The organism is Niastella vici (assembly GCF_002077945.1).
Taxonomy (GTDB): Bacteria; Bacteroidota; Bacteroidia; order Chitinophagales; family Chitinophagaceae; genus Niastella; species Niastella vici.
On sequence record NZ_LVYD01000041.1, the window covers coordinates 356,391 to 380,602 of the forward strand.

At 46.0% G+C, this 24,212-nt stretch carries 20 protein-coding genes; 15 read left to right on the top strand and 5 right to left on the bottom strand.

Going from position 1 to position 24,212, the window contains the following annotated elements:
• Window positions 1-32 precede the first annotated feature (32 nt).
• Entirely contained in the window at window positions 33-1,061 is a 1,029-nt protein-coding gene (gene hemH, locus A3860_RS11175; protein WP_081146774.1) for a ferrochelatase, read from the bottom strand.
• An 80-nt stretch (window positions 1,062-1,141) separates the two neighbouring features.
• Between hemH and A3860_RS41075 the strand changes: the two genes are divergently transcribed.
• The 10 genes from A3860_RS41075 to A3860_RS11220 all read left to right on the top strand — a co-directional run bounded on the left by A3860_RS41075 (window position 1,142) and on the right by A3860_RS11220 (window position 10,762).
• On the top strand, window positions 1,142-1,285 hold the full coding sequence (locus A3860_RS41075; protein ID WP_158085205.1) for a hypothetical protein: 144 nt from the start codon (window positions 1,142-1,144) through the stop codon (window positions 1,283-1,285).
• A 241-nt stretch (window positions 1,286-1,526) separates the two neighbouring features.
• Window positions 1,527-2,762, top strand: a complete 1,236-nt coding sequence (gene hemA / locus A3860_RS11180) for a glutamyl-tRNA reductase (protein ID WP_081146775.1) — start codon at window positions 1,527-1,529, stop codon at window positions 2,760-2,762.
• Between the two features lie 161 nt (window positions 2,763-2,923).
• Window positions 2,924-3,892, top strand: a complete 969-nt coding sequence (locus A3860_RS11185; protein ID WP_081146821.1) for a hydroxymethylbilane synthase — start codon at window positions 2,924-2,926, stop codon at window positions 3,890-3,892.
• Window positions 3,882-4,583, top strand: coding sequence for a uroporphyrinogen-III synthase (locus A3860_RS11190; RefSeq protein ID WP_081146776.1), 702 nt, complete (start codon window positions 3,882-3,884; stop codon window positions 4,581-4,583). Before A3860_RS11185 ends, A3860_RS11190 begins: the two co-directional genes overlap by 11 nt.
• A 14-nt stretch (window positions 4,584-4,597) precedes the next feature.
• Window positions 4,598-5,638, top strand: coding sequence for a uroporphyrinogen decarboxylase (hemE, locus tag A3860_RS11195; protein WP_081146777.1), 1,041 nt, complete (start codon window positions 4,598-4,600; stop codon window positions 5,636-5,638).
• Window positions 5,639-5,654: 16 nt separating this feature from the next.
• Window positions 5,655-6,566, top strand: a complete 912-nt coding sequence (hemF, locus tag A3860_RS11200; RefSeq protein ID WP_081146822.1) for an oxygen-dependent coproporphyrinogen oxidase — start codon at window positions 5,655-5,657, stop codon at window positions 6,564-6,566.
• Between the two features lie 84 nt (window positions 6,567-6,650).
• Window positions 6,651-7,031: a four helix bundle protein gene (locus A3860_RS11205; RefSeq protein WP_081146778.1), complete on the top strand. Its 381-nt coding sequence runs from the start codon at window positions 6,651-6,653 to the stop codon at window positions 7,029-7,031.
• A gap of 90 nt (window positions 7,032-7,121) precedes the next feature.
• Complete coding sequence (hemB, locus tag A3860_RS11210) at window positions 7,122-8,096, top strand: porphobilinogen synthase (protein WP_081146779.1); 975 nt, start codon at window positions 7,122-7,124, stop codon at window positions 8,094-8,096.
• A gap of 16 nt (window positions 8,097-8,112) precedes the next feature.
• Entirely contained in the window at window positions 8,113-9,402 is a 1,290-nt protein-coding gene (gene hemL / locus A3860_RS11215; protein ID WP_081146780.1) for a glutamate-1-semialdehyde 2,1-aminomutase, read from the top strand.
• A 169-nt stretch (window positions 9,403-9,571) separates the two neighbouring features.
• Complete coding sequence (locus A3860_RS11220) at window positions 9,572-10,762, top strand: DUF5009 domain-containing protein (RefSeq protein ID WP_081146781.1); 1,191 nt, start codon at window positions 9,572-9,574, stop codon at window positions 10,760-10,762.
• Window positions 10,763-10,890: 128 nt separating this feature from the next.
• Here A3860_RS11220 and A3860_RS11225 read toward each other — a convergent pair whose 3' ends face one another.
• The 3 genes from A3860_RS11225 to A3860_RS11235 all read right to left on the bottom strand — a co-directional run bounded on the left by A3860_RS11225 (window position 10,891) and on the right by A3860_RS11235 (window position 14,370).
• Window positions 10,891-12,012 carry a PepSY-associated TM helix domain-containing protein gene (locus A3860_RS11225; RefSeq protein ID WP_081146782.1) on the bottom strand — a complete coding sequence of 374 codons (1,122 nt, stop codon included), beginning with the start codon at window positions 12,010-12,012 and terminating at the stop codon, window positions 10,891-10,893.
• 121 nt (window positions 12,013-12,133) lie between these two features.
• On the bottom strand, window positions 12,134-13,075 hold the full coding sequence (locus A3860_RS11230; protein WP_081146783.1) for a helix-turn-helix domain-containing protein: 942 nt from the start codon (window positions 13,073-13,075) through the stop codon (window positions 12,134-12,136).
• A 323-nt stretch (window positions 13,076-13,398) separates the two neighbouring features.
• The gene (locus A3860_RS11235) at window positions 13,399-14,370 is read right to left on the bottom strand and encodes a M23 family metallopeptidase (RefSeq protein ID WP_245843518.1); all 972 of its coding nucleotides are present in this window, start codon (window positions 14,368-14,370) and stop codon (window positions 13,399-13,401) included.
• Between the two features lie 140 nt (window positions 14,371-14,510).
• Here A3860_RS11235 and alaS point away from each other — a divergent pair, with 140 nt between their 5' ends.
• From alaS to A3860_RS11260, 5 genes are all read left to right on the top strand, one after another.
• Window positions 14,511-17,144, top strand: a complete 2,634-nt coding sequence (alaS, locus tag A3860_RS11240; protein WP_173820196.1) for an alanine--tRNA ligase — start codon at window positions 14,511-14,513, stop codon at window positions 17,142-17,144.
• Window positions 17,145-17,152: 8 nt separating this feature from the next.
• Complete coding sequence (locus tag A3860_RS11245; RefSeq protein ID WP_081146786.1) at window positions 17,153-18,175, top strand: M28 family peptidase; 1,023 nt, start codon at window positions 17,153-17,155, stop codon at window positions 18,173-18,175.
• 641 nt (window positions 18,176-18,816) lie between these two features.
• The gene (locus tag A3860_RS11250) at window positions 18,817-19,791 is read left to right on the top strand and encodes a PDZ domain-containing protein (protein WP_158085206.1); all 975 of its coding nucleotides are present in this window, start codon (window positions 18,817-18,819) and stop codon (window positions 19,789-19,791) included.
• A gap of 153 nt (window positions 19,792-19,944) precedes the next feature.
• Complete coding sequence (gene gatB, locus A3860_RS11255) at window positions 19,945-21,393, top strand: Asp-tRNA(Asn)/Glu-tRNA(Gln) amidotransferase subunit GatB (RefSeq protein WP_081146788.1); 1,449 nt, start codon at window positions 19,945-19,947, stop codon at window positions 21,391-21,393.
• 21 nt (window positions 21,394-21,414) lie between these two features.
• Window positions 21,415-22,614, top strand: coding sequence for a peroxiredoxin family protein (locus tag A3860_RS11260; protein ID WP_081146789.1), 1,200 nt, complete (start codon window positions 21,415-21,417; stop codon window positions 22,612-22,614).
• Between the two features lie 79 nt (window positions 22,615-22,693).
• On the opposite strand, the gene A3860_RS11265 is transcribed toward A3860_RS11260, so the two are convergent.
• Window positions 22,694-24,181 (bottom strand): RagB/SusD family nutrient uptake outer membrane protein, encoded by a 1,488-nt coding sequence (locus tag A3860_RS11265; protein WP_143774053.1) that lies wholly within the window; start codon window positions 24,179-24,181, stop codon window positions 22,694-22,696.
• Window positions 24,182-24,212 lie beyond the last annotated feature (31 nt).

Sequence of the window (24,212 nt, forward strand, 5' to 3'; positions counted from 1 at the left end):
GTTGGTCAGTGATATATTAAAGCGCTTATTGCTTATTTTTCATTGTCCTTTACCCAACTTGCAATCGCCTTCACCCACATAGGGTGCACGTTTAAACAGGGTATCATGGTAAACGATTCACCACCTGCCTGCATAAAAGTTTCCTTGCCCTGTTCTGCAATTTCTTCAAGCGTTTCGAGACAATCGCTCACAAATGCCGGACAAGCCACCAACAAATTTTTTACTCCTTCTGTGGGCAATTCGGCCAGTCGTTGCGCCGTGTAAGGCTTCAGCCATTCATCCCTGCCGAGGCGCGATTGAAACGAGAAACTGTATTTCTGCGCCGGTATCTCTAACAGGGCGGCCACTTTTTTTGTGGTAACCAGGCATTGATGCCGGTAACATTGCTTATGCGCTTCACTGCTCACTTCACAACAATTATTCACCTTGAGGCAATGATTGCCGGTAATATCTCCTTTATGAATATGCCGCTCGGGCACACCGTGATAGCTGAACAAAAAATGATCGTAGGGTTGTTGCAGATAAGGCTTCATACTCGCCGCCAGGGCATCGAGGTATAAAGTATTATCGTAGTAAGGCGGTATAACAGTAAGCTTGAAAGCATACTTTCCTTTTACATGCGCTTCTTTGGCGTATTCAACCGCTGTTTCATAACTGCTCATGGCATAATGCGGATACAGGGGCACCAGCACCACTTCTTCGAGGCCGGGCATTTTTTCCAACAGTTCGTCGTAGGCCGTCCACGGTGCGGGGGCGCCATAACGCATGGCCAGGGCAACCGGTTCGGTAACCTGTTGTTGCAAGGCTTCCTGTAATTGTTTGCTCAATACCATCAGGGGCGAACCGGCCGCGGTCCAGATGGTGGAATAAGCATGCGCCGATTTGGGGGCCCTGAACGGAACGATGATCCCTTTTACCAGTAATAACCGGCCCAGCCAGGGCATATCGATCACCCGCTCATCCATCAAAAACTCGTTCAGGTAACGACGTACATCCTTTACCCGGGTTGAATCGGGTGAGCCCAGGTTCATTAAAACAATACCTCTTTTTGTTGCTGTCATAATTATTGATTGCAAAAATAACCCCGATAACAACTTAAAAATCAATTTTTCTTACCACTCCTCCCATTAATGACAAACCCATGAAGAAGGAGCTTTATATGTTCCGCACCTATAGGGAAACACCTACCAACCCCGGCGAAACCACCGGTCATGATCCTAAGAACCGGTTGCCCCAACAACTGAACAGCCAACCGCGCCAGCCCGTTTGCCGGAGAATGGATTAGCTCAGCATTAAAAATTCTTCTAACCTGATTTTATAAAAACCGGCTATGAAAAAGCTCCGGTTCCGCCCAAACCCGCACCCGTATTGTAATACAATTCATCCCTGAAAAGCCTCAATGAATTTCCTCATATGCTCACATGATGATAATCAGACAGTAAAATGACAAAGCAATGACAGACTTATTAGGACATTGACGAGTCCGAAAGTATTTTTGCAGAGTCACTTTTCAGAATTCGATATTCATGCACGGAAACAGTACCAAGGACATAACGAAATTTTTCATAGCCGGGATCAATTACAAAAAATCCGATGCTGCAATCAGAGGACAATTTGCAGTGAGTAATGATCAATACGCTACCCTGCTTACCCAGGCGCCTGAATTTGGTTTGCATGAGTTATTTGTTTTAAGCACCTGCAACCGTACCGAAATTTACGGCTTTGCCGAAAGTGCCGATCAACTGATCAAACTCCTGTGCACCCAAACCGAAGGAAACGCCACCACATTTTCCCAATTAGCATACATAAAGAACGGCATGGCCGCCATAGAACACCTGTTCTCGGTTGCTGCCGGTCTCGACTCCCAAATATTAGGTGATTACGAAATTGTAGGGCAAATAAAACAGGCTGTAAAATTCAGCAAGGAGCATGGCTTTACCGACTCCTTTATGGAACGCCTGGTAAACTGCGTGCTGCAATCTTCAAAAGCTATAAAGAATCAAACCAACCTGAGTGGCGGAACCGTTTCGGTTTCTTTTGCCGCCGTTCAATATATCAGGGAAAAGGTTACCAATATCGCCAACAAAAAGATCCTGTTGCTGGGTGTTGGTAAAATTGGCCGCAATACCTGCAAGAACCTGGTCGATTACCTCGATGCCGACCACATCACCCTCATTAACCGCACGCCCGATAAAGCGCTTCAACTGGCCGAAGAACTGGACCTGCATCATGCGCCACTGAGCGAACTGGCACAGAAAATAGAAGAATCGGATATCATACTGGTAGCCACCAATTCAGTAGAACCTACCATTAAACAATCGCACCTCGAAGGCAAAGGAGAAAAATTGATCATCGATCTGTCGGTTCCCTTCAATGTAGAAGAAAGCGCCCAGGAATTGCCGAATGTGCACCTGGTGAATGTTGATGAGCTGTCGAAACTGAAAGATGAGACCCTGCAAATGCGGGAAGCAGAAGTGCCCAAAGCCTGGAATATCATTCGTGAACATATTGACGAATTCCTGGAATGGGTCGAAATGCGCAAGCATGTGCCGGTATTCAAAGCCGTTAAAACAAAACTTAAAGAGATCCAGACCTTTCCATCATATATTCAACTTTCGCCCGAATTAGCTGCATGCCAAACTATAAATGCCGACGAGAAAATACAACGGGTGATCAATGGCATGGCCTCTAAAATGCGCCAGCGTAACCAACGCGGCTGTTATTATATAGAAGCCATCAATGAATTTATTGCGCCCAACTGATTTGGTGAATGGTGAATGGTGAATGGTGAATGGTGAATAAGCCTCGCGAATCAGGAGGCTTGCAGGCAAACAGAAACCTCAAAAATTCGGATTCCATTGACCATTGCCCATTGACCATTCACGAATACATTAGCTTTGCAGAAATTTTTGAATTAGCACTGATGAATAAAGTGATCCGTATAGGCACCAGGGAAAGCCAGTTGGCAGTTTGGCAGGCTACCCAGGTAAAAGACCTGTTAACGAAACATGGGTTTTCCGCAGAACTGGTATATATAAAAAGTGAAGGGGATATTGACCTTAAAACCCCATTGTATGAAATGGGTGTACAGGGCATTTTTACCCGCAGTCTCGATATTGCCCTGCTGAACGAGCGCATCGATATCGCCGTGCACTCCCTGAAAGACGTTCCCACCCAGTTGCCCAATGGCATTGTTACCGCCGCGGTTTTACAAAGAGCTTCCTATAAAGACTTACTGGTATATAATAATATGCCCGAAGCCGGCAATCAGCAACCGGCAATCGGCAATGCCCAAACTACGGGTTCCGGATTCACCATTGACCATTCACCATTGACCATAGCCACCAGCAGCATTCGCCGCAAGGCCCAATGGCTGAACCGTTACCCCAACCACACTATCGAGAACCTGCGCGGTAATGTAAATACCCGTTTGCAAAAACTGGCCGACAGTCACTGGAACGGAGCCATTTTTGCCGCAGCCGGATTGGAAAGAATTGGCCTGCGCCCGGCCGCATCCATTGAACTGGACTGGATGTTGCCTGCACCCGCACAGGGCGCCATCACCGTAGTATGCCGCAGCAATGATCAATTTGCATTTGAAGCCTGTCAGCTGTTCCACGATGCGAATACCGCCCTTTGTACTTCCATCGAACGCGACTTCCTGCGTGCATTGCTGGGTGGTTGCTCCACCCCTATCAGCGCGCTGGCAGCCATCACCGGCGACCAGCTTCATTTTCAGGGAAACATTCTGTCGCTTGATGGTACCCAAAAAGCGACCATCGAAAAAACAATCGCTGTTAACAATAGCAACAACCTGGGTGTTAATGCCGCCAAAGAACTCTTAGAAAATGGCGGACAGGTTATTGCCGATCAGATAAGAAATGGCAAATAAGATCTCCATATTAAGCACCCGGCCACTGGAAAAAGCTTTGCTCGAAGCTGCCAAGGCAAAAGATATCCAGATCGATATCGTATCGTTCATTGACACCACGACTATAGAAACAACAGGCCTCCATGACGAAATTGGCAAACTGTTAAAGCAACCCGCTTCGGTGGTATTCACCAGCATGAATGCCGTGAACAGCGTGGCTGCCCATATAAACGGGCAAACGCCCGAGTGGGCCATTTTCTGTATCGGGAACACCACCCGCCAGCTGGCCGCGCGGTATTTTGGCGAACAATGCATTCATACCGTTGGCAATAATGCAAGCGACCTGGCCGATAAGATCATCAGCGAAAAAACTGTAAAACAGGTTGTTTTTTTCTGTGGCGACCAGCGCCGGGAGGAGTTGCCCGGCAAGCTTCGGCAAAACGGAATAACCGTGCAGGAAGTGATCGTTTACCATACCATTAGCACGCCCCATAAAGTTGAGAAAGCGTATGATGGTATTTTGTTTTTCAGCCCCAGCGCCGTACAAAGTTATTTTTACGCCAATGCCATTACCCCTTCAACCATCTTGTTTGCCATTGGCCAAACAACCGCCGATGCCATAAGATCATTTACCGATAACCTGGTCATTGAATCGGAACGTCCCGGTAAAGATGAACTGGTAAAAAAAATGTTTCAATTTTTTAAAAAGTAACACCACTACATATTATGCTGCAAAATGACCTGTTATTAAGAACACTGAAAGGAGAACAAGTAGAACGCCCCCCCGTATGGATGATGCGCCAGGCCGGCCGGTATTTACCTGAATACATGGCCTTACGCGAGAAATATGGCTTCTTCGAACGGTGCCAGACACCCGAACTGGCCTGCGAAATAACCATTCAACCCGTCGACATCATTGGCGTAGATGCAGCCATCCTGTTTTCCGACATCCTGGTGGTTCCCCAGGCCATGGGCATGGAAGTACAACTGATAGAAAGCAAAGGGCCGCTGTTACCCGACCCCATTAAAAATATAAACGACCTCAACCGCATTCGCGTAGCCGACGTGAACGAAACGCTTCACTACGTTTTTGACGCTATTAAGCTCATCAAACAGGAACTGAACGGCCGCGTTCCCCTCATTGGTTTTGCCGGCGCCCCCTGGACGCTGCTGTGCTATATGGTACAGGGCAAGGGCTCCAAAACATTCGATGAAGCTAAAATATTCTGTTATACCCAACCCGAAACAGCGCATCGCCTGTTGCAAATGATCACCGATACCACCATCGCTTATTTGAAAGGACAGGTAAAAGCCGGTGTGGATGTAATTCAGATCTTCGATAGCTGGGGCGGTTTGCTGAGCCCCGATGATTTCGAGAATTTTTCTTTACAATATATTCGCCAGATCGTTGCCGCATTAAAAGAGGAAGTAGCCACGATCATTTTTGCCAAAGGCGCCTGGCATTCGCTGCAATCTATGGCAGCTACCGGCGCACATGGCCTGGGAATTGACTGGTGCATTACCCCTGCTATGGCCCGCCAACTGGCAGGCCCCAATGTAACGCTGCAGGGCAATTTTGACCCCGCCAAATTGCTGGCGCCTATTCCCGTTATTCAAAAAGAAGTGAAGAAGATGCTGCATGATTTCGGCGGTCATCGTCATATCGCCAACCTGGGCCATGGTATTTTACCCAATGTACCGGTTGATCATGCAAGGGCATTTGTTGATGCGGTGAAAGAATACAAACAACAAGGCATCGAGGCATAATATGATCATTGACCACATGAACATCAAAGAAAACTGGATAAACTATATATACTCCCTGCAGGACCGTATTTGTGCAGCGCTTGAAAAAGAAGATGGCAGGGCAACCTTCAGGGAAGACCAGTGGCAACGCCCCGAAGGCGGCGGTGGTAAAACCCGCGTTATTGCCAATGGCAATGTATTTGAAAAAGGCGGCGTTAACACCTCGGTAGTATTTGGCGAAGTAACCGACCCCATGCGCAACCAGTTAAAGATAAATGGGAAAAGCTGGTTTGCCTGTGGCCTGTCGCTGGTATTGCATCCTGTGAATCCGTTCGTACCCACCGTGCATTGTAATTATAGAATGTTTGAAGTGTATGGCGATGAAGGCACGGCTGCCGACCGCTGGTTTGGCGGGGGTACCGATCTTACGCCGTATTATTTGTTCGAAGAAGATGCCCGGCATTTTCATCAAACGTATAAGAATGCCTGCGCTGCCTTCGATGCCGGCTTTTACCCCACATTCAAAAAAGAATGCGACAACTATTTTGTGAACTGGCATCGCAATAAAGAACGCCGGGGTATTGGCGGTATCTTTTATGATCACCAGCGCCCTTCGGCAGAAAAAGATGTACAGTTCTGGTTCAATTTTGCACAATCCTGTGGCGATTCGTTTTTAACCGCTTACCTGCCCATCGTACAAAAAAGAAAAGAATTACCTTATACCGAACAACACAAACACTGGCAGGAGATCCGCCGCGGCCGGTATGTTGAATTCAACCTGGTTCATGACCGGGGCACTTTGTTTGGTTTGAAAACAAATGGAAGAACGGAAAGTATTTTAATGAGCCTGCCGCCCACCGTACGTTTTGAATATAATTATCAACCCCAGGCAGGCAGCGAGGAAGACAAACTGTTACAGGCCTGTTTGAACCCGGTTGACTGGGTGTAAGGGGATTTTGAGATTTGGGGATTTAGGGATTTTTAGATTTACTGATCGGAATGCGATTGATCGTTGCAAAACAAATCAATCGATATGAACAAGTTTGATTTACAAAAACGAACAAAACAATTTCATGTTGATGTAATAAAGCTGTGCGGCCGATTTCCCAAAAATGCGGCTGGTTTTGAAACAGCCAGACAATTAATAAGAGCCGCAGGGTCTGTTGGATCGAATTACAGAGCTGGTTGCCGTGCAAAGTCAAATGCAGATTTCATTTATAAGATAGAAGTTGTATTAGAAGAAGCTGACGAATCACTCTATTGGCTGCAGTTATCGCAAGAAGCAGGTTTGGTGCAGGGAGAAGATTTGGAAACGTTGATAAAAGAGGCCAATGAACTAGTAAGCATTTTTAATGCAAGTGATAAAACAGCCCAAAAAAACAGAGAGGGCAGCTTAACTAAAAAAAAGGAATAACAAAAAATCACTGACTTTGAGATCTATTATTTTGGGGAACTCAGCCCAATCAAAAAAATCTCAAAATCAAAAAATCTCAAAATCAGAAATATGTTTCTTCAACGTCGCAACCGCATATTACGTCAGTCGCCGGCAATCAGAAGCATGGTGGCTGAAACCATTTTAACACCGAATGATTTTATAGTTCCGCTGTTCATCAATGAAGGCGAGCATTATAAGGAAGAAATAGCAAGCATGCCCGGCTATTATCGCATGAGCCTAGATAACACGGTAAAAGAAGTAAAAGAATTGTGGAGCATGGGCCTCAAAAGCGTGTTGCTGTTCATAAAATGTAAAGACGAACTGAAAGACAATAAAGGTACCGAAGCATTAAACCCCAAAGGCCTGATGCAACGCAGCATCAGGGCCATTAAAGAGGCTTGTCCGGATATGCTGGTGATGACCGATATTGCCCTTGACCCATTCTCTTCTTTTGGTCATGACGGTATTGTAGAAGGCTCAGCCATCGTGAACGATGCTACGGTAGAAGTGCTGGCGCAAATGAGTGTAAGCCATGCGCAGGCCGGGGCCGATTTTGTGGCTCCCAGCGACATGATGGATGGCCGCATTGCCGCCATTCGCGAAGCACTGGAAGAGAACGGGCTTAATAATACCGGCATCATGAGCTACAGTGCCAAATATGCTTCCTGCTTTTACGGTCCCTTCCGCGATGCGCTCGATAGCGCCCCTGGGTTTGGGGATAAGAAAACCTACCAAATGGATTACAGCAACCGCCTTGAAGCCGTTAAGGAAACGTTGATGGATGTAGAGGAAGGCGCCGATATTGTGATGGTAAAACCGGCCCTGGCTTACCTGGATATTATCCGCGAAGTGAAAAATGCGGTATCTGTACCCGTTAGCGCCTATAACATCAGCGGGGAATATGCCATGATAAAAGCTGCCGCCAGAATGGGCTGGATAGATGAGAACAAAGCCATTCTGGAAACGCTGACAGCGATCAAAAGAGCCGGTGCAGATCTCATTGCCACTTACTTTGCAAAGGACGCCGTTAAACTTATTAGCTAATACCAGAACTCACCATATGTTTGAAAAAAGTATCAATCTCTTCAACCGGGCGCAGCAAAGCATTCCCGGTGGCGTAAACTCTCCCGTACGGGCTTTTAAAAGCGTGGGCGGAACGCCGGTATTTATGAGATCGGCCAAAGGCGCCTATATGTTCGATGCCGATGGCAACCGCTTTATTGATTATATCAACTCCTGGGGCCCCATGATATTGGGTCATGCCTATGAACCGGTGGTAAAGGCCATTCAGGATTATGCACAATATTCTACTTCATTCGGCGCCCCTACCGAACTGGAAATTGAGATGGCTGAGCTCATCATCAGCATGACGCCCAATGTTGATCTCATTCGTATGGTGAGCAGCGGAACCGAAGCCTGTATGAGCGCCATCAGGCTGGCCAGGGGTTTTACCAGCCGCAACAAGATCATCAAGTTCGAAGGCTGCTATCATGGTCATGCCGATTCGTTCCTGGTAAAAGCAGGCAGTGGCGTAGCCACCTTTAATATTCAAACCGTGCCCGGCGTAACTGCCGGCGTAGCCAACGATACGCTTACCTGCGCATATAACGATTTACCAGCCGTTGAGCAATTGATAGCAGACCACCAGAATGAGATCGCCGCTATCATTATAGAACCGGTAGCCGGTAATATGGGTTGTATAATACCCCAACCTGGTTTTCTGCAGGGCATACGCTCGCTTTGTGATAAACATGGTATTGTGTTCATCATGGATGAAGTAATGACCGGTTTCAGGCTGGCGCCCGGCGGCGCACAGGAAAGGCTGCAAATAAATGCCGACCTGGTTACCTATGGAAAAGTGATCGGTGGCGGTATGCCTGTAGGCGCCTTTGGTGGTAAGAAAGAGATCATGCAACACATTTCACCACTCGGCAATGTGTACCAGGCAGGAACATTGAGCGGTAACCCACTGGCCATGATCGCCGGGTATGTGATGTTAAAAACACTGAAAGAAAACCCCGCTATTTATAAACAGCTCGACGAAAACACCAACTATTTACGCAATGGGTTAAATGAGGTGTTAAAGGCAAGCGGCACACCGTATGTGATCAACCAGTTGGGGTCAATGATCAGCGTGCATTTCAGCGACCACCCTGTTATCAATTTCGCAACTGCCGCATCGGCCAATAATGAGCTGTTCAAGAAATTCTTTCATGCCATGCTGAAACGCGGGGTGTATTTACCACCTTCCGCCTTTGAAACCTGGTTCCTGTGCAGCGCCCTCACCAATGAAGACCTGGACGCTACCATACAGGCTGCCAAAGAAAGTTTGCACGAGATATTAAATTAGGCACCTATATCTATCATATTTAAATTAAGCCGTTGATGGAATAATATTCCGGATACGGCTTTTTTCATTATTATACAGTACAAATACACTTAAAACCGAACTTTATAGTATACACCTACCGAAAGTAATGTGGCAATGAGGCATATTTAATTATCAAAACAATGTTACTATGCGCCCATTCACACAACGGCTTGCGTCCATTGATGTTTTCAGAGCACTCACCATGCTGCTGATGATCTTTGTAAATGACCTGGGAACCTTAACCAATATTCCGCGCTGGCTCGAGCACACCAAGGCCGCCGAAGACGGAATGGGTTTGGCAGATACCGTATTCCCGGCCTTTCTATTTATTGTTGGGCTCTCTATACCCTTTGCCATTGGCAACCGCTGGGCAAAAGGTGTTTCACAAAACAATATCCTATGGCATATTCTGGTGCGCTCATTTGCACTGCTGGTAATGGGTTTCTTTCATGTGAATATGGAGAGCTATGATCATGTAGCCGCCCTGCTGCCAAGAACAGTATGGGAAATATTACTGACGATCAGTTTCTTCCTGATATGGCTCGATTATCCATCTACCTTTTCAAAACAAAAGAAAGGGTTACTGCAAGGCGCCGGCATAGCCTTACTGATCTTTCTGGCCATTGTATTCAAAGGCGGCGAACATGGCAATACAGTTTGGTTAAAACCTTATTGGTGGGGCATATTAGGACTCATTGGCTGGTCGTACCTGTTATCAGCAATTGTCTTTCTGTTCGCCAAAGGAAAGCTGCCCTTATTAATAGGCGCCTTTGTATTTTTTACACTATTTAACATAGCGCAAAAAGCAGGCTGGCTACATATGCTGCACCCGGTTAGACCTTATATCTGGATCACCGGTGATGGTTCCTTACCTGCGCTCACCATGGCGGGTATCATTATAGCCGTATTGTATTCTTCACTGGCTGAAAAAGGTAAATACGCCGCCTGCTTTGGTTTACTGTTGCTGCTGGGCGTAGCCATGTTAGCGGGTGGATTTGCCATAAGGCCACTGGCCGGCATTTCAAAAATACGGGCCACGCCTTCGTGGGTAATGATCTGTACCGGCATCAGTATATTGGTATTTACTGCTTTAATATGGCTGGTTGACCTAAAGAAAAAACAACAATGGTTTGCCATTATCAAACCGGCCGGTACCAGTACGCTTACCGCTTACCTGCTTCCTTATATTATTTATCCGGGGGTTCACATTCTGGGCCTCAGCCTGCCTGCATTCCTCCTGACCGGCGGGGTGGGATTAATTAAATCGGCCCTGTTTGCCTTGCTGGTCATTATACTGGCCGGACTGCTTGAGAAATGGCGGATACGCTTAAAGGTGTAACGAAAACGATTTCTGTTAACAAGTTCAAAATATAAAAACACAGAGATACATATGAACGAATTTATATGTATCTTTGTGTTTTCATAGGATAAGGTTTAATGGTTAATGGTATTTGATTAGTACAGCCCTTACTTCGGTAGGGGCTTTTTCTTTCTTCTACCCCACCAGATCATAAAGCCGGTAACCGGCAAACTGGCGGCGATGAGTGAGGCGCAAAAAGCCAGGATCTTTCCGGGCAAACCCCAAATAGCGCCCACATGGATATCATAATTCATTCGAAGCAATTTATCGGCCCCTTTGGCTTCTTTAAAGCGGCCATAAATATGATCTACAGGTAATTCCTTCATCGTATACTGATCGAAATAGCGGTAATCTGTTTTCCAGTACGTATCGGCATCTGTGTTTATAGCTACTTCAATAGATGATTTGCCGGTGGCGGGGAAATGCATTTCAATGATCTCCGCATCCCGGTGTTCCTGCTGCATGCGCCCCCATAGTTTATCAACCGGTAACAAAGTGGCCTGGGGTATTTTTGTTGTATCGGAAAATGGTTCCTGATAGGTCAACGACTTTTTGCCACCGGCGCTTTTGTAAATGGCATTGGCCAGTAATTGCCAGCCGAACACCAACCCGGTAATGGCCATAATGATAGCCACCCAGGTCATATAAAACCCCAACACATTGTGCAGGTCATAATTCTTGCGGCGCCAGGCAGCGCTCCATTTTATGCTGAACCGTTGTTTGGCAGCGGCTTTATTCCGTGGCCACCAAAGTATGAGACCGGTGATCATCATTATCACAAAAATGATGGTAGCATAGATCGTGATCTGCTGACCTGCCTTTTCGGGTAACCACAGATAAAAATGACCGATCAATACTATTCTGAAAAAATCCCGGTCCATATTCTTCACCTTCAACACCTCGCCAGTATAAGGATTTGCATATACAGTATAATAATACTCCGGATCAAAGCTGAAAAAGGTAACACATACCGCTTCGTCTTTCGCTCCATACTGTACGCTGTGCACCTGTTTTCCCGGAATTTGTTTTTCGGCTATTTCCTTAAACCGGGTGGGAGGCAGATAAGCCGCCTGTTGTGGCGCCACCTTTCTGAAAGACGATTGGGTAAGTTTGCTGATCTCGGCCTGGAAAGCGTATAAACAACCGGTAACGGCAATAATGAAAACAACGATCCCTGAAGTAAATCCCAGCCACAAATGAATTTTTCCGATAGTCTTTTTAATATTCATACGATAAGATTGCGCCCGCCACGCCTGTTAAACTGCAAAAATGCCATTGGCGGTCAACTTATCGTTATACAATCGGAAAATTGGTTTACGCAAAAAGAAAAAATGGACTGATCCTTAGCTATTAATGTAATAACAGCTCACAAGGCTTTAAACCGGTTTGCTTTTTAAAGGCGGTAGAGAAGTGAGAAATAGATGAATAGCCCAGCATCATAGATACCTCTGTTACGGTCAATCCTTTTTCATATAATAAATACCGTGCATGCTCCATGCGCTGGCTCTGGTAGAAGTCGAAGATGGTAGTGCCGTATAATTCTTTAAATCCTTTTTTCAGATAGCATTCATTGATGGCCACTTTACGGCTTAATTCTTTTATGGTAATAGGCTCACCAATATGCTGCAGTAATATTTCCCGGGCCTTCACGATCTTTTCGCGGTCGCTTTCATTGGCCAGGAACTTGCACTGGAACGCTTCCACTTCCTTATCATCGCCCAGCATACATTCCAGACTGTACAACAACAACATCTGGGTTTGGGCATTAATAAAGATATTCTCGAGGCTATCAGTATAAGTATGGCTCAATAATGCTTCCAGCACCTGGCGGGTGCGGCCGCATAAAGGCAGGATCTTTGAAAAAGAAGAAGGATGAACAAATTGCAGTACTTCATCGGTAACGGTTTTCAACTTGCCGGGTTTTACAAACTGCGACAGGTGTACGGCCGAAAACCTGAAACTCATTACATCGATGCATTCAATTCGTTCTGCACAGGTTTTAGATGTGTTCAGTTTGCAATTATCACATTCCACATCTTTCTTATTACAATAAATATTACCCGCAATACAAAAGCGCAGTTCCACAAAGTTCTCCTGGGGTTCAGCTTTTTTGTAATGATATACCAACACCCCGGTATCCTCAATATTCCATTGCGCATGTTTCCGGTATCTTTTAATGGCATACTGAACCGAACCAGGCATCTGTTGCTCTTTTTCCTGCAACAGCTGCAACTGATCGTGCATGATCGGTTGTTTGTAAGCCAGTGAAAGTATATCGGGTGGGTTATACATATTTGGACGCAAATTTACATTTACAACGTTAAATTTCCCAATGGTTTATCGCATTGGCAGTCATGGAAGTGTAAAGATTCAAGGTCAATGGTGAATGGTCAATGGTCAATGGTCAATGAAAAAGATGCCACCAGCTGAAAACCAGTTGCTTATTCGGCCAGCAAACATTCCAGCCTCCAATAACATAGGCTAGGCTATATCAAAATTGTTTGACGAACACTTAAAAAGTGCGAACAGGCAGTTAGGCTAAAGAATAGCGAGCTATTCACCCCGCCCGAACGACGTTCAGTCGGGCGGGCATTGACCATTCACCATTCACGCTTCTAGTCAAAGCTTTGGTTGCTCGAAGAAGACATCTTCAACAGGCGGTCGTATTGTTCGGGCGAAAGGTCGTTGTAGAAGAAGTAAACGGGATCCACGTGACGGCCGTTTTTATGTACCTCGTAGTGGCAGTGCGGGCCGGTTGATTTTCCGGTACTGCCTACCCAGCCGATGATCTCGCCACGTTTGATCTTATCACCGGGTTTTACTTTAATACGGTACATGTGGCCATAGAGGGTTTCGTAGCCATACCCATGGTTCAGAACTACGTGGTTACCATAGCCATTACCCAGGTTGCCGGCTACTTTTACCGATCCATTGGCGGTGGCATAAATAGGTGTTCCCTGCGGAGCGGCAAAGTCGAGCCCGGCATGCATTTTCACCGTTTTATATACGGGGTCAATGCGGTAGCCAAAACCGGAAGCCAGGCGCTTGAGGTCGCTGTTGCTAACCGGTTGAATGGCCGGTGTACAGGCTAACAGCTGTTCTTTATTCTTGATAAATCCGGTTATTTCAACATATGACTTTTCCTGGGCCCCCATGCGGTTCTCGAGATTGTGGAGCGAGCTGACTATTGAGTTTTCCAGCTCGTAATTGGTCATGCTGGCCACCATTTCCATTTCTTTTTTCTGGGCCAGGTCTTTTGCCCGCATACTGTCGGGAATGGGATTAGCCTCGAAAATGGTGCGGTAAATATCATTATCCCGCTCTTCGAGCTGGGTCATATGCTGTTGCATTTTGGCAACCTGCTCATCCAGCACCCAGTAGCGTTCCTGCAGCTGTTCATTATACTGCATCAACGCCTTCTCTTTGGTAGAAGGAAAATAACGATAAGCAATGGAAACGATAATTACAGAGGTGACAATAGCTGCCGATATAAAACCGAGCACCCGCAACAGCTTTACGTGCAGCGGAGTCTCCAGCTTTTCATATCGGAGAGTATTGGTATTGTAGTAGTACTTGATTTTCTTCATGGATACAAGCCGATTACCAAGGTTGCTTTTCAGCAAAACAGCCCGAATTAAATTACCTTTGCAGCCGTTGCCTAAACGGTAACATTTACAAATATAAAGGCTTAAGTGTCAATTTTGATCAAAGATCGTTCCGTTTTATGATGACCAGCGCAGAAATACGACAGCTATTTATGGAATTTTTCCGTAATAAGGGCCATGAAATTGTTCCATCGGCCCCTATTGTAGTGAAAAATGACCCTACCCTGCTATTTACCAATGCAGGAATGAACCAATTCAAAGATTATTTCCTTGGCAACAAAAAAGCCCCGTTCCCGCGGGTGGCCGATACCCAGAAGTGCCTGCGGGTAAGCGGAAAGCATAACGACCTGGAGGAAGTAGGTGTTGATACCTACCACCATACCATGTTCGAGATGCTGGGCAACTGGAGCTTTGGCGACTATTTTAAGAAAGAAGCCATTGCCTGGAGCTGGGAATTGCTGACCGAGGTATATAAAATACCCAAAGACCGGTTATATGTAACTTATTTTGAAGGTGATGCCGCTGAGAACCTGCCAAAGGATGAGGAGGCATTTACTGAATGGGCCAAACGGGTAGCTGCCGAGCGCATTTTGCCAGGTAATAAGAAAGATAATTTCTGGGAAATGGGCGATACCGGCCCTTGCGGTCCCTGTTCCGAAATACATGTTGACTGCCGCAGCGACGAAGAAAGGAAACAACAAAGCGGGGCCGAACTGGTAAATAAAGACCACCCCCAGGTGATTGAGATCTGGAACAACGTGTTCATGCAGTTCAACCGGAAAAAAGATGGCAAGCTGGAACCACTGCCCGCCAAACACGTGGATACCGGGATGGGTTTTGAACGGCTGGTGCGCGTACTGCAGGGCAAACAGTCAAATTACGATTCAGATGTTTTCACCGGCACCATTGCCGCCATCGAAAATATCACCAAAAAGAAATACGATCCGTTAGCCACCCCCGCTACCATTGCCGACTGGCACCAGGCCGTAGCATTCAGGGTACTGGCCGATCATATTCGCGCCATCAGTTTTACCATTGCCGATGCGCAGCTGCCTTCCAATACCGGGGCCGGTTATGTTATCCGCCGTATTTTACGCCGCGCAGTTCGTTATTATTATTCTTACCTCGATTATAAACAGCCCCTGCTGCACCAACTGGTGCCGGTGCTGTCGGAACAATTCAAAACCGTTTTCCCCGAACTGTTCCAGCAACAGGATTTTGTTGCCAAAGTAGTGAAGGAAGAAGAGGAAGCCTTTTTGAGAACACTGGAAAAAGGACTGAAGAAGATCGATGAAATTATTGCTTCTGCCAAAAACAAAACCATCAATGGTTCGGCAGCTTTTGAGTTGTACGACACCTATGGTTTCCCCGTAGACCTTACGCGCCTGATAGCCCGGGAAAATAACCTGGATGTAGATGAGGAAGGTTTCAAAGCAGAAATGCAACAACAAAAAGACCGTAGCCGCGCCGCTACTGCATTAAATGCCGAAGACTGGGTTGTGCTGAACGATGGCGGTACCAGCTTTGTGGGCTACGATAATACCCGGTCTGAAACCAAGGTGCAGAAATACCGTAAAGTAACAGCCAAAGGAAAAACGTCTTTCCAGCTGGTGCTGGGCAAAACACCTTTTTATGCCGAAAGCGGCGGACAGGTGGGCGATACCGGCATGCTTATGTTCGAAGGCGAAGAAGTAGCCGTGGTAGATACCAAAAAAGAAAATGACCTCATCATTCATTTTGTTGAAAAGCTACCCGTTAATATTACCGGTATTGTAGATGCGCGCATCAACACCACCCGCCGGGAAAGAACGGCCGTTCACCACTCGGCCACGCACCTGCTGCATGCCGCCCTGCGTAAAGTATTGAGCACACACGTAGCACAAAAAGGTTCGCTGGTAAATGATGAATACCTGCGGTTCGACTTTTCGCATTTCGCCAAAATGACCGCTGATGAAATAGCCAAAGTTGAAGCGATCGTAAACGAAAAGATCCGCGCCAATATACCCGTTGTAATAAAGGAAATGTCGAAAGAAGAAGCCCTGCAACTGGGTGCCATGGCCCTTTTTGGCGAAAAATATGGCGATGTGGTGCGTGTAGTGATCATTGACCCGGCATATTCTGTAGAACTCTGCGGCGGCACACACGTAGGCGCCACCGGCGAACTGGGTCTCTTTAAATTAAAACATGAATCGGCAGTGGCCGCCGGCGTACGCCGTATTGAAGCCATATGCGGACTGGCAGCTGAGCAATATATCAATGAACAGCTCACCCAGTTGCATCAGGTAAAAGAAGAGCTGAAAAACCCGGCCGACCTCTTAAAAGCGGTTCAGAACATGGGTGCAGAAAACAGCGAGCTGAAGAAAAAGCTTGAACACCTGGAAAGCCGCATACTGGTAGACATTCGCAATGAACTGCTGAAAAAAGGCGAGATCATTAACGGCATTACATTCGTTGGCGAAATTGTTGAAGTGAGCAGCGCCGATGCATTAAAGAAATTGTGCTTCGATCTGAAAAATAATCTCAATGATCATGCAATAGTTTTGTGCGCCAACATTGGTGGTAAACCATTTGTTGCCGTCGGCATTGCCGATGCCGTAGTCGCAGCTAAAGGGCTCGATGCCGGAAAGATCATTAAAGAACATATTGCCCCGCTTATTAAAGGTGGCGGGGGTGGACAAAAAACCCTGGCTACTGCCGGCGGGCAGGATGCAGGCAATATGCAACAAGTGATTGCCAAAGTGAAAAGCTTATTGTAAATTGGGGCATGCGAAATTGCCATATTAGCTTTATCCTTTGCGTCCTTTTATCCTGGAAAGCCTCTATATGTTCAGCCCAGTCAATTACAATTGACTCCATAATAACGCCGTCGTCCCTGAAAGCGCTGGTTCAAACATTGTCAGCCGATAGCTTTCAGGGGCGCCTTACCGGCACCATGCAGGCAGCACAGGCTGCCACTTTCATCAGTGAACAATTTAAACAGGCAGGTGCGGCACCCATTTCGGGTAACGATGGCTATTTAATGCCTTTTGAGCTCTCCTATAAGAACAATGCTTTCAGTTTTTCCATTCCCTACAAAGCAAAATCATTGAATGTGGTGGCCGCTTTACCAGGCCATTCAAAACCAAAGGAACTGGTGATCTTCAGCGCGCATTTTGATCATATTGGTACCCAGAACTATACCATCAGGACCAAATTGCCCGAAAATGGCAAACCAGAAAGTGGAGATGAGATCTACAACGGGGCCAATGACAATGCATCGGGCATCAGCGCCCTTATACACCTGGCCCGGTATTTTTCCCAGCGCCCTAACAATGAGCGTACCCTCATATTCATCGCTTTTTCGGGTGAAGAAGAAGGTTTGTTAGGTTCCAAACATCTGGCAGAAGGTTTTGACCCCAAAGTAGTGACTGCCATGGTCAATATGGATATGATCGGGCGGCCGGTCGATGAAAAAAAACCGTACATAACCGGCGATGACCAATCGAACCTGATAGCCTTATTTAATAAAAGACTGACCGAAATGGCGCCACAATATGGAGAAAAATATTTCCAGGGCGACCGCTTTCCCAATGAAAGGCTGTATTTGCGGTCAGATAATTACCCTTTTGCCAGAAAAGGTATTACAGCACATACCATCATGAGCACTTCACCAAACGATCCCTATTATCATTCCCTGAATGATGAATGGGAAACGCTCGATTACCCGTTTATGGCCGATGTGGTAAAGGCCATTGCCATGGCGGCTACCTGCCTCACCGATGGTTCTGATACACCGAAAAAATACTGATCAAAAAGCCTACCCCTGCAGTATTTGAAAAGCTTCACGGCTTGAGATTAAACAGAATGAACTTTGCGTTTAATTAAACAATCACGCCTTTATAGGCACAGCGTTTTGCGTTTAACGGAACGAACTTTTCATTTAAAGAAAAGCCTTTTTGATTAAAGAGAATGGACGTTTCGTTTAATTACAAGGCTTTTTGATTAAAGAGAATTGATGTTTCGTTTAAAGAAAAGTCTTTTTAAAGAGAATGGATGTTTCGTTTAATTGAAACGTGTTTGCGTTTAACGGAATGGACGTTTGATTTAATCAAAAGTGTTTTGCATTAAATGAAATGGACAAATCGTTTAATTGAAACGTGTTTGCGTTAAACGAAACAGACGTTTCTTTTAATTGAAAGTTCTTTGAATTAAACGGAATTGACTTTCCCTTTAATTCAATTTATTCACAAAGAACTGAAAATCAATTAAATTAATATTTTTCTCACTTTTTCAGCCTGCTTGCCCTGTGTTATATCAACCAACCCCGGGTCCTGTTCTTCTTTCCCCAATCTTAACATTTCCGAAAATTTTCGTATTTCAATTAAATCCCTATATTTGATGTACGAAAGTCGACGTAGTCAAATTATTTATATCAAAAACTTCAATACAATGAGACGATTTCTGTTAACCAGCACCGCCATTGCAACCGTAGCCCTGATGCTGTGCCAACCCCTGGCCGCCCAGGATAATGACAAAGAAAAGGATAAGGAGAAGGACAAACCCAAAGTGAATAATGAAGAGATCATTATCAAAAGAAAAAGCGATAAGGACACCAAAGTCACCATTGAAATAAATGGCGACGACGTTAAGGTAAATGGTAAACCTTTGGACGAGTTTAATGATGATAATGTTGTAATAAAAAAGGGAAGATCAACTACCATTTACAGCCCCCACTCGCCTTTCCGTGGCCAAAGCGGCGCAACAACTTACAGTGAAAGCTCAGGCAATTCAGCCTTCCTGGGCGTAATTACCGAGAACGACGACAGAGGCGCCCGCATAGAAGATGTAACTGAAAACAGTGCCGCTGCCAAAGCTGGTTTGAAAGATGGCGATATTATCACCAAAATTGATGAAACAAAGATTGAAAGGCCCGAAGACCTTACAAAAATTATTCAAAAGCATAAACCGGAAGACAAGATAGCCATCACTTATTACCGGGATGGCAAAACCCAAAAAACCGAGGCAACCCTGGGAAAAAGAAAAAGCATGGCCTTTAGTATGCCACCGCAACAGTTTGAAATGCCTGGCTTTAATTTCGATTGGAAGGATAATGAGTTTTTACCGCGGGTTTCCCCTTATGGCGGCAAACCCCGCCTCGGCATAAAAGCGCAGGATACCGAAGAAGGCAAGGGCGTTAAAGTGTTAAGTGTTGATGATGAATCAACTGCCGAAAAAGCTGGCATCAGGGAAGGCGATGTGATCACCGAATTTGATGGCAAAAAAATAACCAGCACCGACGAGCTGGTGAGCGCGGCCCGGGAGGCAAAAGACAAGCAGTCTGTTAAAATAACCTTTACCCGCGATGGAAAATCACAGACCGTTGAGGTAAAAACACCCAAAAAATTAAAGACCGCTAACCTGTAGTTTTCAAACATCAGCCCTATAGTTGCCACCGAAGCTTTTGCCGAGGCTGGCGCAAGCCTCCCGACTTTAGTCCGGAGGCTTTTTATCATAAAGACCATTGCCGGAAATGAGGTATTTTTGCCTGATTTTTCACCATTAGGCAATTAGAATAACATGTCGATAAATTACGATGCATATGAGGTGGTTGTAGGTCTGGAAGTGCATGCCCAGTTACTTACCAACAGCAAGCTGTTTTGTGGCGATAGCGCTGCATTTGGCGGCGACCCCAATACACATATCAGTCCCATTACCCTGGCGCACCCCGGCACCCTGCCCAAATTGAATAAAAAGGCCATTTCCTACGCCGTTAAAATAGGATTGGCCTGTAATTGCACCATTACCCGGCATAATTATTTTGCCCGCAAAAACTATTTCTATCCCGATCTGCCCAAAGGATACCAGTTATCGCAGCATACCACCCCTGTTTGCCAGGGCGGTTTTGTGACCATTCGCACGCAGGAGGGAACCAGAGATATCAGGCTGAACCGCATTCATATGGAAGAGGATGCCGGAAAAAGCCTGCACGATGTGGATGCCAGCAATACCTGTGTTGATTACAACCGCGCCGGCGTACCCCTGGTTGAAATAGTTACCGAACCCGATATTGCCAGCGGCGACGAAGCGTATGCCTATCTTACCGAATTAAGAAAACTGTTACGGTATCTCGAGATCTGCGATGGTAATATGGAAGAAGGCAGTATGCGTTGCGATGCCAACATTTCGGTACGTAAAAAAGGGGATCCCCAACTGGGAACCAAGGTGGAAGTAAAGAACCTGAACTCTATCCGCAACGTAAAACGTGCAATTGAATTTGAAGCCAAACGCCTGGTCGACATCATAGAATCGGGTGAAAAGGTTATACAACAAACAAGAAGTTTTGACGCCGGCAATGGCACCACTTTCGCGTTGCGCACCAAGGAAGACGCCAACGATTACCGGTATTTTGCCGATCCCGACCTTACGCCATTTGTGGTAACAGACCAACTGCTGCAGGAAGTACGTGCGGCCATTCCCGCATTGCCCGAAGAGCGGGTAGCCCGGTACACCCAACAATTACAATTACCCGAATACGATGCCCGTGTGATCACCGATGAAAAAGAACTGGCTGAGTATTTTGAAAAGATCATAGAACATTCCACCAATTACAAGGCAGCCGCCAACTGGATGCTGGGCCCTGTTAAATCGTGGCTCAATGAAAACAGTGCATCCATCACAGCCTTCCCTATACAACCCGGCGCCATTGCATCGCTCATTGCTTTGATCGATAGCAACCAGGTGAACTTTTCAGTAGCTTCTACCAAACTGTTCACTGCTTTGTTGAAAGAACCCGGCAAACAACCATTGCAAATTGCAAAGGAACTAAACCTGCTGCAGGATAGTGATGAAGGGAACGTTGCCGCCTGGATTGAAGAAGTGCTGAATAAAATGCCCGATAAAGTAGCAGAATATAAAAAAGGCAAGAAAGGATTGATCGGGTTATTTGTAGGCGAAGTAAAAAAAGTATCAAAAGGTAAAGCCGACCCCAAGCTTACCAATGATATCCTCCTGAAAAAACTGCAATAACTATTAACAAAAACCAGATAGATGAAACTTATTTCGAACCGGCTCCTGATCGTACTCATGGTTACCATTAGTGCCTGCTCCTCAAAAGAAAAAGGAACACTGGAGGTAACTGGCAACATAGCCAACCTTGATAAGGTAGCCGCATTGTACCCGAACGCTGTAAAAAAAGGCAACGTAACACTGTTGTTATATGAAGTGCCTTTTGGCGGAGACCTGCCCCCGGTTCAACTGGATTCGGTTACTGTTTCGGCTGAAAAAAGATCCTATACATTAAAAGGCCCCGCCAAAAACATTGGCATGTATAATATCGTGGTGCTCGATGGCCCCATGGTGCCTATCGTGAATGATGAGCCTAAGATGACTGTTGATATTGACATGGCGAATGAAAAATTCTACACGGTAGCCGGTTCGGTGGCCAGCCGCGAATTACAGGATTTTATTTTTACCTACGATACTAAAAGCTCGGGCGCCGAGCAAACCATGAACCAGCTCGACAGTCTGAAACGCATTGGCGCGCCTGACACCACCCTGCTCAGTTTTACCAACCGCAAGAACGACGCCATTAAAGAACTGAACGAGTATATGAAGCGAATGATGTCAGATGCCAGCCAGCCAGTGGTTGCCGCATTTGTGCTGGGCCGTTCGGCTAAAACATTACCGCAGCCAGAGTTTGAAACGGCCCTGAACAGCCTTACTCAAAAATATGCGGGCGATTCGAACCTGGCCGAAATGAAGAAACGCTACAATGCCTACAAAGAGCAGATCGCCAAAATAAAGGAACAACAGGAACAACAAAACGCCTGGATCGGTAAAAAAGCACCAGAGTTAACCCTGCCCGATGTAAATGGCAAACAGGTATCGCTCGCCTCTTACAAAGGAAAGTATGTACTGGTTGATTTCTGGGCAAGCTGGTGCCCGCCCTGCCGGGCAGAAAACCCCAATGTGGTAGCCGCTTTCAACAAGTACAAAGACAGGAACTTCACTATTCTGGGTGTTTCGCTCGATAAAGACAAAGAAAAATGGGTGGAGGCCATTAAGAAAGACCAGTTAAAATGGACCCATGTAAGTGACCTCGCCTATTGGGACAGCAAGGCGGTAAATACATTTGGATTTACCGGCATCCCTTACAATATATTAATTGACCCCGAAGGTATTGTAGTAGGCGAAGCATTACGCGGCGACGACCTGGAAAATAAACTGCACGAAATATTTCTGAAATAATAACAACAGCGATGTTGTAAAAAGCGAAGCCCTCCCGGTGCACCGGGAGGGCTTCGCTTTTATTTAAACCTGTTCAATTTTAATAGTCATCATTTTGCACCAATACGCCCTTGCTTTTATCAACTTCCAACTGCGGAATAGGAAAAACATTCTTTTTGGCTCCAAATGGTTCGGCCGGTAATATCGTAGTACCGTCACTATCGTACTTGTTGGTAACGGTTCCTTTTACCCGCATAATATCCCAGAAGCGATGTCCTTCAAAAGCCAGCTCAATTCGACGCTCGCCTAAAATAGCTGCGATCAATGCATCTTTATTGGCAAAGCTGAGTACTGTATAAGAAGGCGACAGGCCTTTAGCGCGGTCCCTTACCAGGTTCAGTTTGGCTACCGCATCGGCATCAACACCGCTGGCAAGGCGGGCCTGCGCTTCGGCATACGTAAGCAATATTTCTGCATAGCGTATGATGGGCGCCCAGTCGGCCCGGCCGGTAATATCAGTATACTTGCGGGTGAATTTATAAGAGGACGTTTGGCTGGTTGTACCGGTAATGATCAGGGTCCTTCTTTTATCATCAATAGCAAAATAAGGATTGGTGGTTGTGCTCAAATAAGAAGGAGATATTGCCAGGTCGCCCCTGCCAGTAGGGTAATAATGCATGGGTAAGGCATTATTTGTATTCGGATTGTCATTTACATTATTGGGAATTGACCAAATGCCTTCATCGGTTATATATTCACCGCCATTTGAAGTGTAGGCAGCATCAACCGTACTGTTCAGCGAAAACGCACCATAAGTGCCACTGATCACATCTGATGCATATTTTTTTGCATTGGCATAATCGCCTTTGTATAAATATACTCTTGATAATAAGGAAGCAGCCGAGGCTTTGGTGCCACGGGTTTTATCGTGGTACGCGTCATTTGATGTACCGGTATATTCAAGCGGCAGATCGGCCAGGGCATCAGTGAGGTCGGTAATAACAGCTGTATAAACAGCCGCAACCGACGATTTCGGTGTATTGGCAGCCGGGTCGTTTGAAGTAAACCCCTGGGTTATTAATGGTATGCCGGGGTGCGAGGCATCGGCAGTGTACACATAGGGTTGCGCAAAAAAGTTTACGAGGTAAAAATTAGCTACGGCACGAATAAACTTACATTCCGCGGTTAGCTCTTTTGCTTTGGCAGTGGTTAATTTACTGCTATTGGCCGCAATACCAGCCAAATTCCTGTTTGCCGTTGCAATAGCAAAATACCCGGCCGTCCAAACATTGTAAGCGATACCGCTATTGGAGGTCAGGTTAAACCGGGGTAACTCGGTAAAATAACCGGTGCGGTCAAATATGTCTTCTCCCAGCAGGTCAACATATATCAATACTCTTCCTGAGAGAAATTCAGGACTTTGCAACGCATCATAACCAGCCAATACAGCGTTTTCAATTTTTTGTGGCGTTGAAAATACCACATCGCTCGATAACAGGTCCTGCGGTTTTATATCATCAGTAACCTTTTTTTGGCAGGCGCTCATGAGTACAGCCGTTGCCAGAAATACATATATTATGTGTCGCATAATTTTTTTCAGTTTAAGTAATTGAAGCAAA

Coding starts and splice junctions, on each gene's coding strand:
- A3860_RS11265 (WP_143774053.1), bottom strand. CDS start 24,181: ATGCGACACATAATATATGTATTTCTGGCAACGGCTGTACTCATGAGC.
- gatB (WP_081146788.1), top strand. CDS start 19,945: ATGTCGATAAATTACGATGCATATGAGGTGGTTGTAGGTCTGGAAGTG.
- hemL (WP_081146780.1), top strand. CDS start 8,113: ATGTTTGAAAAAAGTATCAATCTCTTCAACCGGGCGCAGCAAAGCATT.
- A3860_RS11190 (WP_081146776.1), top strand. CDS start 3,882: ATGGCAAATAAGATCTCCATATTAAGCACCCGGCCACTGGAAAAAGCT.
- A3860_RS11230 (WP_081146783.1), bottom strand. CDS start 13,075: ATGTATAACCCACCCGATATACTTTCACTGGCTTACAAACAACCGATC.
- A3860_RS11205 (WP_081146778.1), top strand. CDS start 6,651: ATGAACAAGTTTGATTTACAAAAACGAACAAAACAATTTCATGTTGAT.
- A3860_RS41075 (WP_158085205.1), top strand. CDS start 1,142: ATGAAGAAGGAGCTTTATATGTTCCGCACCTATAGGGAAACACCTACC.
- A3860_RS11225 (WP_081146782.1), bottom strand. CDS start 12,012: ATGAATATTAAAAAGACTATCGGAAAAATTCATTTGTGGCTGGGATTT.
- A3860_RS11185 (WP_081146821.1), top strand. CDS start 2,924: ATGAATAAAGTGATCCGTATAGGCACCAGGGAAAGCCAGTTGGCAGTT.
- hemH (WP_081146774.1), bottom strand. CDS start 1,061: ATGACAGCAACAAAAAGAGGTATTGTTTTAATGAACCTGGGCTCACCC.
- A3860_RS11250 (WP_158085206.1), top strand. CDS start 18,817: ATGAGACGATTTCTGTTAACCAGCACCGCCATTGCAACCGTAGCCCTG.
- A3860_RS11260 (WP_081146789.1), top strand. CDS start 21,415: ATGAAACTTATTTCGAACCGGCTCCTGATCGTACTCATGGTTACCATT.
- alaS (WP_173820196.1), top strand. CDS start 14,511: ATGACCAGCGCAGAAATACGACAGCTATTTATGGAATTTTTCCGTAAT.
- A3860_RS11220 (WP_081146781.1), top strand. CDS start 9,572: ATGCGCCCATTCACACAACGGCTTGCGTCCATTGATGTTTTCAGAGCA.
- hemE (WP_081146777.1), top strand. CDS start 4,598: ATGCTGCAAAATGACCTGTTATTAAGAACACTGAAAGGAGAACAAGTA.
- hemF (WP_081146822.1), top strand. CDS start 5,655: ATGAACATCAAAGAAAACTGGATAAACTATATATACTCCCTGCAGGAC.
- hemA (WP_081146775.1), top strand. CDS start 1,527: ATGCACGGAAACAGTACCAAGGACATAACGAAATTTTTCATAGCCGGG.
- A3860_RS11245 (WP_081146786.1), top strand. CDS start 17,153: ATGCGAAATTGCCATATTAGCTTTATCCTTTGCGTCCTTTTATCCTGG.
- hemB (WP_081146779.1), top strand. CDS start 7,122: ATGTTTCTTCAACGTCGCAACCGCATATTACGTCAGTCGCCGGCAATC.
- A3860_RS11235 (WP_245843518.1), bottom strand. CDS start 14,370: ATGAAGAAAATCAAGTACTACTACAATACCAATACTCTCCGATATGAA.